General features: G+C 38.3%; 14 protein-coding genes and 6 tRNA genes. 4 read left to right on the forward strand and 16 right to left on the reverse strand.

What is annotated here, in order from left to right; all coding sequences use genetic code 11:
- Positions 1-4 precede the first annotated feature (4 nt).
- The 8 genes from ccoS to B7C41_RS14650 form a co-directional block, all read right to left on the reverse strand.
- Complete coding sequence (ccoS, locus tag B7C41_RS14615) at positions 5-211, reverse strand: cbb3-type cytochrome oxidase assembly protein CcoS (protein ID WP_085299678.1); 207 nt, start codon at positions 209-211, stop codon at positions 5-7.
- Complete coding sequence (locus tag B7C41_RS14620; RefSeq protein WP_085299680.1) at positions 208-2607, reverse strand: heavy metal translocating P-type ATPase; 2400 nt, start codon at positions 2605-2607, stop codon at positions 208-210. Before B7C41_RS14620 ends, ccoS begins: the two co-directional genes overlap by 4 nt.
- Positions 2608-2634: 27 nt before the next feature.
- Positions 2635-3135, reverse strand: coding sequence for a FixH family protein (locus B7C41_RS14625; RefSeq protein WP_085299682.1), 501 nt, complete (start codon positions 3133-3135; stop codon positions 2635-2637).
- Between the two features lie 177 nt (positions 3136-3312).
- Positions 3313-4281: a cytochrome-c oxidase, cbb3-type subunit III gene (ccoP, locus tag B7C41_RS14630; RefSeq protein WP_085299683.1), complete on the reverse strand. Its 969-nt coding sequence runs from the start codon at positions 4279-4281 to the stop codon at positions 3313-3315.
- Positions 4274-4471 (reverse strand): cbb3-type cytochrome oxidase subunit 3, encoded by a 198-nt coding sequence (locus B7C41_RS14635; RefSeq protein ID WP_407919562.1) that lies wholly within the window; start codon positions 4469-4471, stop codon positions 4274-4276. Before B7C41_RS14635 ends, ccoP begins: the two co-directional genes overlap by 8 nt.
- On the reverse strand, positions 4471-5115 hold the full coding sequence (gene ccoO / locus B7C41_RS14640) for a cytochrome-c oxidase, cbb3-type subunit II (protein WP_085299684.1): 645 nt from the start codon (positions 5113-5115) through the stop codon (positions 4471-4473). The genes B7C41_RS14635 and ccoO overlap by 1 nt, the downstream gene beginning before the upstream one ends.
- A gap of 11 nt (positions 5116-5126) precedes the next feature.
- Positions 5127-6548 (reverse strand): cytochrome-c oxidase, cbb3-type subunit I, encoded by a 1422-nt coding sequence (gene ccoN / locus B7C41_RS14645; RefSeq protein ID WP_085299685.1) that lies wholly within the window; start codon positions 6546-6548, stop codon positions 5127-5129.
- 390 nt (positions 6549-6938) lie between these two features.
- Positions 6939-7670: a Crp/Fnr family transcriptional regulator gene (locus tag B7C41_RS14650; RefSeq protein WP_085299686.1), complete on the reverse strand. Its 732-nt coding sequence runs from the start codon at positions 7668-7670 to the stop codon at positions 6939-6941.
- Between the two features lie 190 nt (positions 7671-7860).
- On the opposite strand from B7C41_RS14650, the gene B7C41_RS14655 reads away from it, so the two are divergent.
- Positions 7861-8412, forward strand: coding sequence for a hypothetical protein (locus tag B7C41_RS14655; protein WP_143764408.1), 552 nt, complete (start codon positions 7861-7863; stop codon positions 8410-8412).
- A 55-nt stretch (positions 8413-8467) separates the two neighbouring features.
- On the opposite strand, the gene B7C41_RS14660 is transcribed toward B7C41_RS14655, so the two are convergent.
- Both B7C41_RS14660 and B7C41_RS14665 read right to left on the reverse strand, forming a co-directional pair.
- Positions 8468-9088: a LysE family translocator gene (locus tag B7C41_RS14660; RefSeq protein ID WP_085299688.1), complete on the reverse strand. Its 621-nt coding sequence runs from the start codon at positions 9086-9088 to the stop codon at positions 8468-8470.
- 146 nt (positions 9089-9234) lie between these two features.
- Positions 9235-10353: a DUF3083 family protein gene (locus tag B7C41_RS14665; protein ID WP_085299689.1), complete on the reverse strand. Its 1119-nt coding sequence runs from the start codon at positions 10351-10353 to the stop codon at positions 9235-9237.
- A 263-nt stretch (positions 10354-10616) separates the two neighbouring features.
- On the opposite strand from B7C41_RS14665, the gene B7C41_RS14670 reads away from it, so the two are divergent.
- Positions 10617-12251: a M28 family metallopeptidase gene (locus tag B7C41_RS14670; protein WP_085299690.1), complete on the forward strand. Its 1635-nt coding sequence runs from the start codon at positions 10617-10619 to the stop codon at positions 12249-12251.
- 270 nt (positions 12252-12521) lie between these two features.
- Here B7C41_RS14670 and B7C41_RS14675 read toward each other — a convergent pair.
- The 6 genes from B7C41_RS14675 to B7C41_RS14695 all read right to left on the reverse strand — a co-directional run bounded on the left by B7C41_RS14675 (position 12522) and on the right by B7C41_RS14695 (position 13586).
- Positions 12522-12610: transfer RNA gene (locus B7C41_RS14675), tRNA-OTHER, on the reverse strand.
- A gap of 205 nt (positions 12611-12815) precedes the next feature.
- Positions 12816-12904: transfer RNA gene (locus B7C41_RS14680), tRNA-OTHER, on the reverse strand.
- A 195-nt stretch (positions 12905-13099) separates the two neighbouring features.
- Positions 13100-13175, reverse strand: a tRNA-Asn gene (locus tag B7C41_RS14685).
- Between the two features lie 48 nt (positions 13176-13223).
- Positions 13224-13299: transfer RNA gene (locus B7C41_RS14690), tRNA-Asn, on the reverse strand.
- A gap of 60 nt (positions 13300-13359) precedes the next feature.
- Positions 13360-13452: transfer RNA gene (locus B7C41_RS20195), tRNA-OTHER, on the reverse strand.
- 58 nt (positions 13453-13510) lie between these two features.
- Positions 13511-13586 (reverse strand) — tRNA-Asn (locus B7C41_RS14695).
- Positions 13587-14143: 557 nt separating this feature from the next.
- Here B7C41_RS14695 and B7C41_RS14700 point away from each other — a divergent pair.
- Both B7C41_RS14700 and uvrB read left to right on the forward strand, forming a co-directional pair.
- On the forward strand, positions 14144-15517 hold the full coding sequence (locus tag B7C41_RS14700) for an MATE family efflux transporter (protein ID WP_085299691.1): 1374 nt from the start codon (positions 14144-14146) through the stop codon (positions 15515-15517).
- Positions 15517-17517: an excinuclease ABC subunit UvrB gene (gene uvrB, locus B7C41_RS14705; protein ID WP_328590807.1), complete on the forward strand. Its 2001-nt coding sequence runs from the start codon at positions 15517-15519 to the stop codon at positions 17515-17517. The genes B7C41_RS14700 and uvrB overlap by 1 nt, the downstream gene beginning before the upstream one ends.
- Positions 17518-17563 lie beyond the last annotated feature (46 nt).

The raw sequence follows: 17563 nt of genomic DNA on the forward strand, positions 1-17563 counted from the left end.
GCACTTATTCTTGTTTTTCTTGTTGGCTAGTTACGGAGTCACCTTTGCTGTTATTTTCCTTTTTCTCTATGGTTTTATCATCAAACAATATGCTCATGCCTTGTTTTTCCAAGTCGTCAAATTGCTCTGTTTTAACTGCCCAAAAAAAGATATAGATGCCTATAGCAGTTAAAAGTACAGCAATAGGGATCAAAACGTAAATTATGCTCATTTTTTTAAAAGCCTCAAAGAGTTACTTACCACTAAAATTGAACTAGCTGACATGCCAATTACAGCCATATATGGCGCAATGTAGCCCATAACTGCTAAGGGTAATACGACAGCATTGTAGCCAAATGCCCAAAGATAGTTTTGCTTGATAATCTGTGTTGTGTGCTCAGATACGCTTCTTAATGTTTGCACTGATTTAAGCTTATTATTAAGCAATATAACGTCAGCGCCATTTTTGGCAATATCGGTGCCGCTACCCATGGCAATGGATAAGTGAGCCGCGCCTAAAACGGGGCTATCGTTAACGCCGTCACCAATCATGGCAACGGTATGTGTTGTTTGTTGCTGCTTAATTGCCGTCACTTTATCTTGAGCTGATAAGTTTGCTTGCACACTTTGTAGTTGCAGCTGTGCTTGAAGTTTATTACAGCCTACTAAATGATCGCCAGAAAGCATCAACGTCGTAATATTTTCATGGTGCAAAAAGTCTATTAAATCTTCAGCATCTTCGCGTATACCATCATGTAAATAAAATTCAGCCACTAAGGTTTCATTTTCCATTAACACACATTGCGCGCTATGGGCTTGCTGGCTGTTATCGCTTAATAACCATGAATTTTTACCTATTCGGTAATGCTCATGGTTAACTTCACCTGAAATACCTGCGCCGGGAGCAACAACAACTTGTGTGGTTTTTTGGTTAAAATCACGGTAAGCGCTAAATGCTTTAGCCAGTGGATGAGCTGAGTGTGCTTCAAGGGCGGCGGCAATTGCTAATACTTGCGCTTTACCATCAGCGTTGTTTTCTAATGAAAACTTACCGTAAGTGACAACTTCTGTAACGGTAAACTCACCTGTAGTCAGTGTGCCCGTTTTATCAAACGCCATAGCATCAATGGCAGGCATGGTTTCTAAAACATGGCCGGATTTAACCATAATACCATCACGGTTTAATCGAGTCGTTGCGCAAGTTAATGCCGTAGGTGTGGCTAGCGATAGCGCACATGGGCAAGTAACTACTAATACAGATAGCGTGATCCAAAAGGCCTCAGTCGGCTGGTGTTGTGACCAATAAAATGCCGTGCAAGAGGCAGTGAAAAGTATCAAAGCAACAAAATACTGCGCTATTTTATCTGATAATTTTGCCAACTTAGGTTTATGGGTTTGCGATGTTTCACTTAAGCGAATTAATTGGCTAAGAAATGACTTTTGATTATTGTGTTTTACTTTCGCGGTTAAGTTGCCATCACCATTTATCGTACCGGCGTAGATAATGTCTTCGATATTTTTTTGTAAAGGATGCTGCTCACCAGATAACATCGCTTCATTAACTTGGCTACTACCTGAAATGATTTCACTGTCGGCAGGGATGGTTTCACCTGGCTTAATTAAAATAATGTCACCAGCGTTTAAGTTGGTTGCGACGATAAAACTTTCTTGATTGTCGATTAACTTAGTAGCCGTCATCGGCATTAATTTCAATAAATTTGCCGAAACATCGGCAGCACGAGAGCGAGCGCGAAACTCTAGGAACTTGCCAATAAGTAATAGAAAGGTGAACATTGATACAGACTCAAAATACACTTCACCTTGTTGAGTCGCCGTTGCCCACGCACTGGCTAAAAAAGCTAGACCTATCGCGATGGAAACAGGAACATCCATAGATAGCTGTTTAGCTTTTATCGCGAAAAAGGCACTTTTATAAAATGGAAATGCGCCGTAGCTAACAATGGGAATCGTCAGTAATAAACTTGCCCAGCGTAGATATACCAAGTTGTGTTCAGCCATATCGGAAAAAGCACCAAAGTATAAACCAAAGGCAATCATCATTACTTGCATCATTAAAATGCCTGAAATACCTAAACGTTTAATGAAGCTCTTAGCTTGTTTCTTATTTATCTCTTCAGCGGTACTCGCCTTAAACGGCAGAGCATGATAACCAATTTTCTCAATCAGGCTAAGAATTTCACTTAGCTTTACCTGTTCTTCTTGCCACTGGACCGTCGCTCTTTGCGTGGTTGCATTGACATTAACCTTATTAATACCACTAAGCTTGTTGACCTGCATTTCAATTAACCAAGCACAGGCTGAACAACTAATACCTTCAATGGTTAATATGGTTTCTTTAAACCCATCATGATAATAAGCAAACTCACTCTGTAGGTTTTCATCATCGAGAATTTCATTGCGTAGTAATTGCTCAGGAATGAGCACATCACTTTTTTGTGCGGGGGCACTGCGGAAGCGGTAGTAGTCTGTTAAGTTATTATCAACAATAGTTTGCGCCACTGCCTGACAGCCAACGCAACACATTGGCTGATTTCTATTATCTATTTCTGTATGTAAATCAATGCTATTGGGAACTACTTCGCCACAATGAAAACAACCCAAGCTCATAAATAAATACTCATCAATACCGATTCACTACTTTACGTCGGTTGGATTCGGTGTAATATCTATGAACTCTGATTGCGGTAGATTGATCACCGATTGAATCTTCCAATGATTTTCAAAAGAGCTAATCGTAACGCGCCATTTACCTGAAGTATCTTGATCAGACTCAAAAAAATGAGTGAAATTACCGTTGCCATCAGCGGTTAATGCCAAGTAAAAATCTCTATGAGCCAAAGTTGGATGATAAAAATTAACATTTAATAATGGAAATTCTTTTTCGATACCTGTTGGGCGAATAGTTAGCTGATCACCGTCAAGTTTTAAACCAAAGCGCATACCTAATTTTTGAGCTTGTTTAACTTTACCTAATTCAAGGTTAATTGCTTTGCCTTTTTTATAATAATCATCAATAACTAAGGTGTCAGGGTTTGTATTGGCAATAATGAAAGTTGCAATACCAGCAACTACTGCGGTGAAAGGCAATATAAACACAAGCCATGCCCATGGCTCTTGATACCAAAATGTTTTCATGAAGTTTTCTTACTTTGCAGATAGTATTGACATTATACGGCTTTTCTCAAATAGGAACTATTAAAAAAGCGTTAATTTTATGAAGTTTAGCTGCAAGGTGGAGATAAAAAAGCCTTAGTGTCGTTAAACACCAAGGCTTTATTTTTAGTACTAAACTAATTTTTTAAAAAGTAGCTTTTACTTTTGCGATAAGCTGTAAACATAAGCACTGATCACGTGAACTTTTTGTTCACCTAGAATTTTATCCCAAGCAGGCATTACACCAGCACGACCATTAGCAATAGATGTTTCAACGGCACGCGGAGAGCCACCATATAACCAAGTATTATCCGTTAGGTTTGGTGCGCCTAATGGAATGCCCATTTCTGCACTGCCTTTACCTTCTACGCCGTGACAAGCAGCACACATTGCAAATTTAGCTTTGCCCGCCTCAGCGGCTGTAGCATCAACTTCACGACCGCTTAGGCTGATTACAAACGCAGCAACTTCTTTAACGCCTTGCTCGCCACCTAATGCAGCACTCCAAGCCATCATGCCATTAGCCTTGCGACCATGCATAATACTCGCTTTGATCACATCAGGTGAACCACCGTATAACCAATCTTTATCAGTTAAGTCTGGAAAGCCTGTCGTGCCACGAGCATCAGAGCCATGACATTGCGAACAGTTTTGTAAAAATAGGCGTTGACCTACTTTAAGTGCTTCTTCATCACCAGCTAAAGTTTCAATGCTTTGCGCAGCATAAGCCTCAAAAATTGGGCCATATTTTGCGTCAGCAGCAGCAACTTCACGGTCATACTGAACTAACATGCCTGACTCTTTCGAGTTAATAACACTCGCTTTTGATTCAGATAAATTCAAAATACCTTGATTTGAACTTTTCCAGCCTAACAGACCTTCAAAGTTACCTAAGCCTGGGTATAGTAATAAATAACCAAAACCCCAAACGATTGTTAATAAGAAGAAAGTACTCCACCATTTTGGTAGTGGATTGTTTAATTCTTCAATTCCATCGAAGGTGTGGCCCATAGACTCACCTTCTTCAACACCTGCAAAGTTCTTTAAGCAAAAGCGTAATAATAGGTAACAACCTACTAATGTACCTAAGGTAAGAACTGAAATCCAAATACTCCAGAAGCTAGACATTATTATTAGTCTCCTGTTTGTTATTTTTGTCGTTGTGTTTAATTTCCGTATCTTCTTCGAAAATAGAATTTGCTACATCATCAAACGCTGATTTGCGTTTCTTTGAATATGACCAAACCACAATGACAATAAATAATGCCAATATTAATAGGGCAATTAACCCTCTAAGCGTGCCGTAATCCATCATCATTATTTCAACGCATGACCAAGGGATTGTAAATATGCAATCAATGCTTCCATCTCTGATTTGCCTTTAACTGCTGCTTTAGCACCAGATATTTCTTTTTCAGAGTAAAGAGGAATAGCATTGCCTTGCTCATCTTTATGGCTACGATTACGTGTCAAAAAATTGAATGTAGATAGCTTCTTCGCAGTCAACTCACCATCAAGTTTATTTTCAGCCAACCAGCTATATGAAGGCATATTTGATTCAGGCACAACTGAACGAGGATCAAGTAAATGTGCTAGGTGCCAATCATCACTGTAACGACCGCCCACACGTGCTAAATCAGGACCTGTACGCTTTGAACCCCATAGGAATGGATGTTCCCAAACGCTTTCTCCAGCAACAGAGTAATGTCCGTAACGCTCAGTTTCAGCTCTAAAAGGGCGGATCATTTGGCTATGACAAACGTGACAACCTTCGCGAATGTAAATGTCACGACCTTCCATTTCTAAAGCCGTGTAAGGGCGTAAGTCATCAACGGGTGTTGTTGTTGCTTTTTGGAAAAACAATGGCGTAATTTCAACTAAACCACCGATGCTGATAGCAAAAATGGTAAAAATAAAGAATAAGCCGACGTTTTTTTCAACTTTTTCATGTTTGTTGATCATGTTCTGGCTCCTTAAGCTACTTCAACAGGCTTAAGACTTCCGTCTTTAGCACCAATAGTTTTGAACATGTTATAAGCCATTAATAAAAAGCCTAGAACAACCAATACGCCACCAACAAAACGGATGAAGTAAAAAGGGTAAGACGCTGTTAAACTTTCAACAAAGCTGTAAGTTAATGTTCCGTCAGTGTTTACCGCACGCCACATTAACCCTTGCATTACGCCTGAAATCCACATCGCAACAATGTATAAAACGATACCGGCTGTGTGCATCCAGAAGTGAATGTTAATTAAACGGATGCTATACATACGGCCTTGATTAAATAGCACAGGGATTAAGTGGTAAAGTGCACCAATTGAAACCATAGCAACCCAACCTAGCGCGCCTGAATGTACGTGACCAACAGTCCAGTCAGTGTAGTGAGAAAGTGCGTTTACTGATTTAATCGCCATCATTGGGCCTTCAAACGTAGACATACCGTAGAAAGACAATGAAACAATTAAGAAGCGTAGAATAGGATCATGACGAAGTTTATGCCATGCGCCTGATAACGTCATAATACCGTTAATCATACCCCCCCAAGATGGCAAGAATAATACGATAGACATAACCATGCCAACAGACTGAGCCCAGTCAGGTAGAGCAGTGTAATGTAAGTGATGTGGACCAGCCCAAATATAAAGGGAAACTAGTGCCCAAAAGTGAACAATTGATAAACGGTAAGAGTAAACCGGACGTTCAGCTTGTTTTGGTACGAAGTAATACATCATCCCCAAGAAACCAGCAGTCAATAAGAAACCTACGGCATTGTGTCCATACCACCACTGCATCATAGCATCGATAGCGCCTGAATATAGCGAGTAGGATTTCATCATGGAAATAGGAATAGCCATACTGTTACCAATATGCAAAACGGCTACGGTAATAATAAAGCCGCCAAAAAACCAGTTAGCAACATAAATATGTGATGTCTTTCGTTTAACTAATGTACCGAAGAATACAATGGCATAGCTGACCCAGACAACAGCGATTAAAATGTCAATTGGCCATTCTAATTCAGCATACTCTTTCGTTGAAGTGTATCCTAACGGTAATGTTATCGCTGCCAATACAATAATTGCTTGCCAACCCCAGAAGGTAAAAGAGGCAAGCTTGCCACCAAATAAGGTCGTTTTACATGTGCGCTGCACGACATAATATGATGTAGCAAACAGGGCACTGGTACCAAAAGCAAATATTACCGCATTGGTATGCAGTGGACGAAGACGAGAATATGTTAACCATGGTGTTTCAAAGTTTAATGCAGGCCAAATTAATTGTGCTGCAATAAGAACACCTACTAGAGTACCAACGATCCCCCAAATAACTGTCATTACGGTGAATTGACGCACCACATTGAAGTTATAAGACGGATGATCAAGCGTTGTTGTCATTTTTATTGTTCCGTTACTTGGTTATATTTTACAATAAAGAATAAAAATCATTCATTTTCATTAAAAATTGCTGAGAAGCAGTGATAAATGTCACACTCGGTTACGAGTTGTTTCAAATTCATTGTAATTTTACCTTTCGCCTATGATATAAATCAACTATAAAGCTTGATTTAAATCAATAAAAAAAACGAAGTTGCCGCAATCTTATACGGTATTCAACAAACAAAAATTTAGATTAATATGGTTGAAGAGAAAAATCACTGTTAAAGGTAGGTGAATTTATCGAAAACAGCGAATTTATGGTTGTTTAAAAATCAACCGCTATGATAAAAAAGGAAAAATTAATGTGCCGAATGATTATTCTAAAGCACATTATAAAGGTGATTGTTATCAGTTGTATGCAACATCTTGCAAGCCAGGTAAATCTAATATTTCGACATCTTTTGCTTGGATGGAAAGTAAACCTTTTTGCTGAAATTTAGAAAATATGCGACTTAATGTTTCGCGGCGAAAACCTAAATGATTTGCAATTACATCACGGCCAACGGGTAAGTGTAGTTTCGATTCAGTTTCTTGATATTGCGCATTTCTTTTTAGCATATTGAGAATAAACGCTGCTAATAGGCTTTCTGCGGTGTGCTTTGCAACAACAGAAGTAAACTCTTCACGCAACATCGAATTTTGTTTACTCAACAAGGAAATTAAGCTTAGTTGTAATTCAGGCATTAATTTTCCACATTCATTAAGCTCGTCTAAATCCACTCGGCATACTGTAGTATTGCCAACAGCAACAGCGTTGTAATTGTAATTTGGAGTATGAATGGCATCTTCACCAATAAGTTCGCCAGGAAAGCGAAAACCGATGACTTTCTCTTTACCTTCTGGTGATGTTTCAGTGAGTTTAAAACTACCAGAGCATACTGCATAAATAGCGTCGGCCTTTTCTTTTTCTTGAAATAACGGTGTAGAAATGGTGACGATATTACGTTTAGATAAATAGCTATCCATTATTGATATTTCAGTCTTTCCCGCTTTCAACGGCAAACAAACTGGTTGCATTGAACAACTGTCGCAGTCTATATATTTGGTTTTAGGTTGTTTAACCTTAATGCATGTTGTCATTTTATGTCCTGCTGCCACTTAGTCGTTTATTAAGTACGGTGATTAATAAAAAGGTGATATTGCATAAAACTATAGCAACATTGAATGAAACGAGTTTTGTTTCAAATCAAAAATAACGATTAAAAAAGTGATAAATATCACCGTGTTTTAGGTATCATAATGAGTAAATTATCCACCAATCATATTGCTAATGAAAAATAGTAAAAAAGTAACATATATTCCCTTACTTATCGGATTAACCTTTCTAGTCACTGCTTGTAGTGATAAAAGTGAGCGAGCAACTAAAAGAGCTGAAATGCCAATTCGCGAAATGAGGTGCCTTGAACAGCAAAGCGCATGTTTTTTTGATGTTGCAGATGGACGAGTTGAAATATTATTTGATGTTAATAAAATAATCGCAGAACAAGCCTTTAATATGTCTATCAATTATACCGGTGCTAAAACTATTATCGAGGTTAATGGCTATATGGAAGGTGTTGATATGTTTATGGGGAAAATTCCTTTATTTTTAGAAAAAAAAACAGAAATGGATAACCACGCTAAATTAAATGCTGTATCGGCAGATGTAATTGCCGACAATGCTGAATCAATGAGTCAAAACAACATTCAAGCCTTTCAGGGGGAAGTCTTAGTCGGTAGTTGCTCTGCTGAAAAAATGACTTGGAAAATATGGCTAACCTTTACTGATAATGACAAAAAAAACTATACAAAAATGCTAACTATCATCAGCCATCGTAGCTAAGTTCTGTTTTGGCATTAATTATTGGTTCCAGTTGCTTTCTTGTTAACAAGGATAATTAACTAGTTGCTAACCAAATCGCGACCATAATCATCAAGCTACCCGATACTTTATTAAGTAATTGTACGTTATTACGCTGCGTTAACGCTTTGCCAATAGTTTTTCCGCCAGTGGCGTAAATCGTCATGCAAATAAACTCAGATAGTAATATTACGGCTACTAGCATGCTTAACTGAGGAGCTAGCTGTAAATCGGGATTAATAAAGGGTGGAAGCAGCGATACCATGAATGCCCAACCTTTTGGGTTAGCAATTGCAGTAAAAAAACCTTGCTTGAATAAACTTGATTTATCAATTGACTGAGTATTTTGTTCTGCAGAAAGTGCGAGCTTTCCTTTCGCTCGCCACATATTAATACCAACATAGGCAAGGTAAAGCGCACCAAGTATTTTAAAGCCTTGAAACAATTCAGGCAGTTTGCTCATTAATGTTGCAACACCTAACACAGAAGCAATAGCGACTGTTGCGACTCCTAATAATTCACCATACATCATCCAAAATGTTTTTCTTACGCCTATGGTAATGCCTAAGCTCATGGCTAAAGTCATACACATGCCCGGTGTTACGCTAACGATGAAAAATGTTGGGATAAAAAGGCTTAATAAAGTAAAGTCAATCAATGCTTGAATACCTATCGGTGAATAATAAAAATAAAATACTAAGTTGAGTTGAATGGTACTGTAATTTAATCGCCTTTCGTAGTTAAAAGGTAGAAATAAAAAAACGTGGCATTAGCCACGTTTTAATAATGTTCAAGAAGTGGTGTTTACTTTTCTTGATAAAAGCCAAGATGTTGATGGAAGCGTACGTTTAGTTCTTCTTTGTCATCTACATATTCAAGCTTTTCAGCGATGCTGTGTAAAGCATGCTCTATTTGAATGAGGAACTTACCAAAACCGTGACTTGTTTTGTCTTGTTCACTCGCAACAAAAACAAATTGCACACTATCAACTAGCTGATCTGCAGACCATTTGCAGGTGTAACCGCCACTGGTGTTTTTCGGGTTATAACCCAGCATGATTAGTTCACCCTTAGCAATTGTGTTTTCATCATCACTACGACGAACGATAGGTACTAACCCGTTTGCAATCACTGCACCATTATTTAAGTGATGTTTTTTGGCTGCGCTAATAAAGGCGTCAGCAATAAAGTTATAAAGTGGGTTGTAATTTTCACCTTCACTATGGTCGAGTTCAACTAAGTTGCGTAAACGGCGGTTGATTGGCATATCAACAATAGCGTAAGTCAATTCATCAGTGTTTTCTGGTAATGAAATATCATCAGGGGCATAGCGATTTGAAATACTGCGCAGTTTATGAACTTGATTACCTTGAACGCCTTTGTCTTTAGCAAATAAGTCATAGGTTAAATGCTGATGATCGCATATGCGCATTTCATCTGTGGTGATACCTGTTTTTTCAGTAAATTTGGTAATAGCATTTAGTACTTTCTGATGAAATATTGCAGAGTTATGTCTAACTTCATCCCCATTGGCTAGAAAAACTAAATGAATTTTACTTGCTTGTTTATGACCATCGTAATGGGCACTTTGACTAAAATGATAACGAGAGTTATAAAGGAATAATATTTGTTGCTCAGTTTGAGCGGTTATTCTTTCAGGGCTAAATCGAATGCGGGTAAATTTGTCATTGGCAACAAATTGGCCACTTTCAATATCGAATTCTTCATTAATTTTAAAGAACATCTCGGATAATTTTTTATAAAACGGTAAAAATGGTTGGTCGCTATTTAAATCGACAGGGCCCGCAATTTTTTCAATTAATTGCTCGGTGATATTAAATTTGGCGAGTAAATATTGATTTTCACGAGCTGAAGACGGGATGTAAACTTTATGTTGTGTACTTCTTTTGCGGGAAAGCGGCATAGCAATTAACCTATTGATTGAAAACGTTAGTATAATAGCAACATTAAACAGGAGTAAATATGATTTATATCAAAGAGTAAGATAGCCTATTTTATTTAATAAATATGATGATTACATCCTATTGTCAATGTTATAAATTTGCTAAAACAATATTGCTATTCATTTGTAGCTCTCAAAGTGTATAAATTTCTCTGTTAGATCTACCTAACTCTGCCCGTATTTGTTTATAATCGTGGCGTCATCCGTAACTAAAGAATAAAAATATGAAAAAAATATTAGCGCTAACTCTGCTTGCATCGGCGACACTAACCGGCTGTGGTGCGGAAAATGTTGGAAAAAGTAATACCGCTTCAGATATTGCAGCAAGTTATGACAGTATTAATAAAGAACAGCTTACCGAACATATTAAAGTACTTGCCTCAGATGAGTTTGAAGGCCGTGCACCATCGAGTAAAGGTGAAGAACTTACGCTTGATTATTTAACTAAGCAGTTAACAGCTATTGGTTTTAAGCCTGGCAACGGTGATAGCTTTTTACAAGCTGTGCCTATGGTATCAATCGAAGCGTCGCCAGAAATGACTTTATCGATTGGTGGTAAAGATTATCAATATGGTCACGATATGGTTATGGGTTCAAGCCGCATTAGCGATTTTGAGCAACTTAAAGATTCTGAACTAGTTTTTGTTGGCTATGGTGTTAATGCGCCTGAGTACCAATGGAATGATTATGACGGGCTGGACGTAAAAGGCAAAACGGTTGTTATTTTAGTGAACGACCCAGGTTTTGCCACTAAAGATCCTGCATTATTTAATGGCAATGCTATGACATATTACGGTCGTTGGACTTATAAATATGAAGAGGCGAGTCGACAAGGTGCTGAGGGTGCAATTATTATTCATGAAACTGCACCTGCATCATATGGTTGGTCAGTAGTTGAACACTCATGGACTGGACCTCAATTTGGTTTTGTTCGTGAAGATCTTAACAAAGGTCGTGTTGCTGTTGAAGGCTGGGTTAACACCGACGTAGCGAAAGAGTTATTTACAAATGCAGGCTTAAACTTTGAACAAGCAAAAGCAAAGGCTGCTAAAGGTAGCTATCATGTTGATATGGGAGACTTAACGGCTTCTGTTACTGTGAAAAATACTGTTAAAAAATCAACATCATATAACTTTATTGCCACCTTACCTGGTAGTGTGAAATCTGATGAGCACATTCTTTATACGGCACATTGGGATCATTTAGGAAAAGATACCAGTAAAGATGGTGACCAAATTTATAATGGCGCCGTTGATAATGCATCAGGTACTGCAGCACTAATTGAAGTGGCTGAAGCATTTTCGAAATTACCTGTAGTACCTGAACGTTCAATTACTATTATGGCGGTAACTGCAGAAGAGCAAGGCTTATTAGGCTCTAAATTTTATGCTGCAAACCCTGTGATCCCTGCAGCTAAAACTGTTGCTAATATTAATATGGATGCATTAAACGTTAATGGTCGTAGTAAAGATGTTTCTGTCTATGGTCTAGGTCAGTCACAACTTGATGAATACTTAACGGTTGCAGCTAAAAAGCAAGGTCGCATTATTTCAGGTGATCCGCGTCCGGCAGCAGGTATTTACTATCGTTCAGATCATTTCGCCTTTGCCAATATCGGTATTCCAGCACTTTATGCTAAAAGTGGTCCAGAACCAGTTGATGCCGCGACTAAAGCCTTACGTGAAGTATTGAATCCTATTTTAGCTAAGTGTTATCACAATGCTTGTGATGAATATAATGAGCAATGGGATCTTTCGGGGGCAGTTGAAGATATGCAAGCTTTCTTTGAAATTGGTTACGAGCTATCTAACGTAGGTGTTTGGCCAGAATGGAGCAAAACCTCAGAGTTTAAACGTTAGTTATGTAATTACTGTCGAAGGCTAGCCAATAACTAGTTAGTGCTTATCTAAGACATAATTATAAATTATCAAAGCAGCAATTATTTAATTGCTGCTTTTTTATTTCCAGCTAAAAAATTTATTATTCATTGAAATAGCGGGTTGGATCAGGGACAAATGCCTGTTTGCTATAAGAGTACAGTCCCTTGCACTACCAGATGAGTCATTATGAGATAAGTTGACATCGAATTCAGAGCAAAAAAAAACCTGCTAAAAGCAGGTTTCTTAATGTGGCTCCTCAACCTGGACTTGAATCAAGGACAAACGCCTGTTTATTATAAAAGTACAGTCCGTTACTCTACCAACTGAGCTATTGAGGAATTGTTCTTTTTCTAATATAACCGCTAATAATAAATTAATAGCCATTATTTAATAATGTGGCTCCTCAACCTGAACTTGGATCAGGGACAAATGCCTGTTTGCTATAAGAGCACAGTCCGTTGTGCTACCAGATGAGTCATTATGAGGTAAGCTGATATCGAATTCAGAGCAAAAAAAAAACTGCTAAAAGCAGGTTTCTTAATGTGGCTCCTCAACCTGGACTTGAATCAAGGACAAACGCCTGTTTATTATAAAAGTACAGTCCGTTACTCTACCAACTGAGCTATTGAGGAATTGTTCTTTTCTAACATAACCACTATTAATAGTGGTTACTTATAATGTGGCTCCTCAACCTGAACTTGGATCAGGGACAAATGCCTGTTTGCGATAAGAGCACAGTCAATTGTGCTACCAGATGAGTCATTATGAGGTAAGCTGACATCGAATTCAGAGCAAAAAAAAACCTGCTAAAAGCAGGTTTCTTAATGTGGCTCCTCAACCTGGACTTGAACCAGGGACAAACGGATTAACAGTCCGTTGCTCTACCAACTGAGCTATTGAGGAATTGTTCTTTTCTAACATAACCACTATTAATAGCAGTTACTTATAATGTGGCTCCTCAACCTGGACTTGAACCAGGGACAAACGGATTAACAGTCCGTTGCTCTACCAACTGAGCTATTGAGGAATTGTTCTTTTCTAACATAACCGCTAACAATAAATTGCTAGCCATTATTTAATAATTTGTCTCCTCAACCCAGACTTGAAATAACCAACAGGGACAAACGCCTGTTTATTATAAAAGTACAGTCCGTTACTCTACCAACTGAGCTATTGAGGAATTGTTCTTTTTCTAATATAACCGCTAATAATAAATTAATAGCCATTATTTAATAATGTGGCTCCTCAACCTGGACTTGAACCAGGGACAAACGGATTAACAGTCCGTTGCTCTACCAACTGAGCTATTGAGGAATTGTTTTGAAAGCCGCTAGTGGCTAACGGGGCGGAATATTAAAGACACCTTGCCAGACTGTCAACACAAAATTTAGAAAAAAAATCATTTAATTGACTGTTTGCTTAAATTGCAGGCAAAGTTGTGAAGTTTTCTTCAAGTTTAGCTTGAAAAGCATTCAGTAGGCTGCGGATGATGCAAAAAGCATAGTTATCCACTTATTCTGTGGATAACTATGTGAGTTAAAGTGTAAAATTAGGTGGCCTAAACCGTATAATGCGGCTTGTAGCACGTCATGCTTTTTCTGGATGTTATGATAATAGCTATATATAACATGTTGTTAAGTTTTATTTGTTATGTTTTTTTACATGGTCGTGTGTTTTTTGTGCAAGGATGATCTTTCTCACATTTTCTGTGTATTTCTACGAAATTCAAGCTAGTTTAAAATGTGTTCAAGTAAATAACTTTTTAATGAAATGGCTTTATTATCTTAAATGCAATATTTACATAGCGAGTCTAATCACTATCTTTTACAATAAAGAATGCATTCTATTTACTTCTACATTTGAAAATATTAATGACCAAAACTCAAAAAAATCGCCAAATTAATTTACTTGAAGATCCCGTCGCACCGACCTTAAAAAATATGACCGTTCCGATGATCTATGGCATGATTTTATTGATGACTTTTAACTTAGTTGATACTTTTTTCGTTGGTTTATTAGGTACACAACCATTAGCGGCTATTAGTTTTACTTTTCCTATTACCTTTACCGTAATTAGTTTAACCATTGGCTTAGGAATAGGTACGTCAGCGGTTATTGCAAGAGCACTAGGCAAAGGTGATAAAGAGTCAGCAAAAAACTTAGCCACTAGCGCATTATATCTAGCTGCTGCTATTGTCGGTATTCTAGCGGTAATTGGTTATCTTCTTATTGATGAAACTTTTTTATTGCTAGGAGCAAGCGAAGTTCTATTACCTTTAATTCATCAATACATGGATATTTGGTTTCTAGGCTGTATTTGCTTAATAGGTCCTATGATAGGCAATGCGGTGTTACGTGCGTCTGGCGATACTAAAACCCCGAGTTTAATTATGGGCAGTGCAGGGTTGATAAACGCAGTGCTAGATCCTATTTTTATTTTTGGCTTTGGCCCTGTGCCTGCGATGGGCATTCAAGGTGCAGCCATTGCAACTTCAGTTTCATGGATATTCGGTTTGGGCTATGTACTATATATCCTAAGCGTTAAACGAGGGCTGATTCACAGCAAGCTAATGTCAGTTAAAGACTTTATTACCTCAGCGCGTGGTATTTTACATATAGGCTTACCGGCAGCCGGCGCGAATATGCTAACGCCGGTTGCTGCAGCTGTATTAACTGCCATCGTAGCAAAGTATGGTGAATCTGCTGTCGCTGCATTTGGTGTCGGCTCTAGAATTGAATCTATTGCGTGTTTAGTTGTATTGGCTTTGTCGATGACTTTACCGCCATTTATCAGTCAAAATTTCGGTGCCGGCAATATGAAGCGCGTTGCAGAAGGCTATAAAGCATCAATAAAGTTCGTTTTAGGTTGGCAAGTACTTATTTATGTTGTGCTAGTGTTAGCTGCGCCTTTCATTGCTGATGTCTTTTCTAAAGAACAAGCGGTAGCCGATATTATCAAACTTTTCATTTGGATTTTACCATTAGGCTATGGTTTACAAGGTGTAATCATTCTAACTAATTCATCATTTAATGCGCTTCATAAGCCAATGGTTGCGTTAATGCTAAGCATTGTTCGTTTATTTGTTTGTTATGTACCTGCTGCCTATTTGGGGAGTTTATGGTTTGGTCTTGAAGGTTTCTTTATCGGCGCCTTAATTGGTAATGTTGTAATGGCGGTAATTTCTTACGGTTTGTTTAACAAACAATGCAAGGAAGGCCGAGAAACGGTTGAGGTTGCTGCTTGATGAAAGCTTTAAAAATACATTCAGACTATATTCCAAGTGGCGATCAGCCAACGGCAATTGCTAAATTACTTGATGGTATTGATTCCGGGCTTGCCCATCAAACCTTGCTAGGTGTTACAGGCTCAGGTAAAACCTACACCATTGCTAATGTTATCGAAAAACTAAATCGTCCTACGATGATGTTAGCGCCAAATAAAACCTTGGCGGCACAATTGTACGGAGAAATGAAAGAGTTTTTTCCTAACAATGCAGTTGAATATTTTGTTTCTTATTATGATTACTACCAGCCTGAAGCTTATGTTCCTACAACAGACACTTTTATTGAAAAAGATGCCTCTGTAAACGAACATATTGAGCAAATGCGCTTGTCGGCAACCAAGTCCTTACTAGAGCGACGAGACGTTATTATTGTTGCTTCTGTGTCGGCTATTTATGGTTTGGGTGATCCTGATTCTTACTTGAAAATGATGTTGCATATCAGTGTCGGCGACATTATCAATCAGCGTGACATTTTAAGGCGATTGGCAGAACTACAATATACTCGTAATGATGTCGCTTTTCAGCGAGCCACTTATCGAGTACGTGGTGACGTTATTGATATATTCCCTGCTGAATCTGACCGCATGGCACTACGTGTTGAGTTATTTGATGAAGAAATTGAGCGTATAAGCGTATTTGACCCTTTAACAGGGGCAGTTGAGCGCACTGTAGCTAGAGTTACGGTTTATCCAAAAACGCACTACGCGACGCCTCGTGAAAAAATACTTGCCGCTGTTGATAGAATAAAAATTGAATTAAAAGACCGCTCAGCACAACTGAAAGAAAATAATAAGTTAGTAGAAGAGCAACGAATAGTACAACGAACTCAATTTGATATTGAGATGATGACGGAGCTAGGTTATTGCTCAGGCATCGAAAACTATTCTCGCTATTTATCGGGAAGAGGGGCAGGTGAAGCGCCACCGACATTGTTTGACTACCTTCCTGATGACGGTCTGTTGATTATCGATGAATCACACGTTACCGTACCGCAAATTGGTGCTATGTATAAAGGTGACCGTTCTCGTAAAGAAAATCTTGTGGAATATGGTTTTAGATTACCTTCTGCACTTGATAATCGCCCAATGAAGTTTGAAGAGTTTGAAGCGTTATCGCCACAAACTATTTATGTATCAGCAACACCAAGTAATTACGAAATTGAAAAGTCGGCAGGAGAAATTGCTGAACAAGTGGTAAGGCCAACGGGCTTGCTTGATCCACAAATAGAAGTTCGTCCAGTTGACACTCAAGTTGATGATTTACTTTCTGAAATTCGCAAGCGTGTAAAAATTAATGAACGTGTTCTGGCTACGACGTTAACCAAACGCATGGCAGAAGATTTAACTGACTACTTAGATGAGCATCAAGTAAAAACTCGTTATTTACATTCTGATGTTGATACCGTTGAGCGTGTGGAAATTATTCGTGATTTTCGCTTAGGAAAGTTTGATGTACTGGTTGGTATTAACTTACTGCGTGAAGGCTTAGATATGCCAGAAGTGTCTCTAGTTGCCATTCTAGATGCTGACAAGGAAGGCTTTTTGCGCTCAGAGCGTTCTCTTATACAAACTATTGGACGAGCTGCTCGTAATATTAATGGTCGTGCAATTCTTTATGCAGCTCGCATTACCGGCTCAATGCGAAAAGCAATTGACGAAACCGAAAGGCGCCGTGCTAAACAACATCAATACAACATAGATAATAATATAACCCCTCGTGGTGTTAAGCGCATTATTGCTGATGTAATGGATCTAGAGGGTGGTAAAGTTAGAGCAGAATATGCAGCTAAAGCTGCAGAGCCTGAAGCTAAATACGATACACTAACGACTAAAGAAATAGATGTTAAAGTGCAAGAACTAGAATCGTTGATGATGGATCATGCACAAAACCTAGAATTTGAATTGGCAGCATCAGTACGAGATGAAATTAAGTTGCTGCGAGACAAGCAGTTAATTACATAGACCTTACTGATTTGGTGGTAAGTAGCCGATTTTAAATACGACTAAC

The sequence above is a fragment of the Cognaticolwellia mytili genome (assembly GCF_002104475.1).
Lineage (GTDB): Bacteria > Pseudomonadota > Gammaproteobacteria > Enterobacterales > Alteromonadaceae > Cognaticolwellia > Cognaticolwellia mytili.

What these genes read in the sequence shown, in the direction of transcription:
- ccoS (WP_085299678.1), bottom strand. Translation starts at nt 211, where the DNA reads ATGAGCATAATTTACGTTTTGATCCCTATTGCTGTACTTTTAACTGCT.
- B7C41_RS14620 (WP_085299680.1), bottom strand. Translation starts at nt 2,607, where the DNA reads ATGAGCTTGGGTTGTTTTCATTGTGGCGAAGTAGTTCCCAATAGCATT.
- B7C41_RS14625 (WP_085299682.1), bottom strand. Translation starts at nt 3,135, where the DNA reads ATGAAAACATTTTGGTATCAAGAGCCATGGGCATGGCTTGTGTTTATA.
- ccoP (WP_085299683.1), bottom strand. Translation starts at nt 4,281, where the DNA reads ATGTCTAGCTTCTGGAGTATTTGGATTTCAGTTCTTACCTTAGGTACA.
- B7C41_RS14635 (WP_407919562.1), bottom strand. Translation starts at nt 4,471, where the DNA reads ATGATGATGGATTACGGCACGCTTAGAGGGTTAATTGCCCTATTAATA.
- ccoO (WP_085299684.1), bottom strand. Translation starts at nt 5,115, where the DNA reads ATGATCAACAAACATGAAAAAGTTGAAAAAAACGTCGGCTTATTCTTT.
- ccoN (WP_085299685.1), bottom strand. Translation starts at nt 6,548, where the DNA reads ATGACAACAACGCTTGATCATCCGTCTTATAACTTCAATGTGGTGCGT.
- B7C41_RS14650 (WP_085299686.1), bottom strand. Translation starts at nt 7,670, where the DNA reads ATGACAACATGCATTAAGGTTAAACAACCTAAAACCAAATATATAGAC.
- B7C41_RS14655 (WP_143764408.1), top strand. Translation starts at nt 7,861, where the DNA reads ATGAAAAATAGTAAAAAAGTAACATATATTCCCTTACTTATCGGATTA.
- B7C41_RS14665 (WP_085299689.1), bottom strand. Translation starts at nt 10,353, where the DNA reads ATGCCGCTTTCCCGCAAAAGAAGTACACAACATAAAGTTTACATCCCG.
- B7C41_RS14670 (WP_085299690.1), top strand. Translation starts at nt 10,617, where the DNA reads ATGAAAAAAATATTAGCGCTAACTCTGCTTGCATCGGCGACACTAACC.
- B7C41_RS14700 (WP_085299691.1), top strand. Translation starts at nt 14,144, where the DNA reads ATGACCAAAACTCAAAAAAATCGCCAAATTAATTTACTTGAAGATCCC.
- uvrB (WP_328590807.1), top strand. Translation starts at nt 15,517, where the DNA reads ATGAAAGCTTTAAAAATACATTCAGACTATATTCCAAGTGGCGATCAG.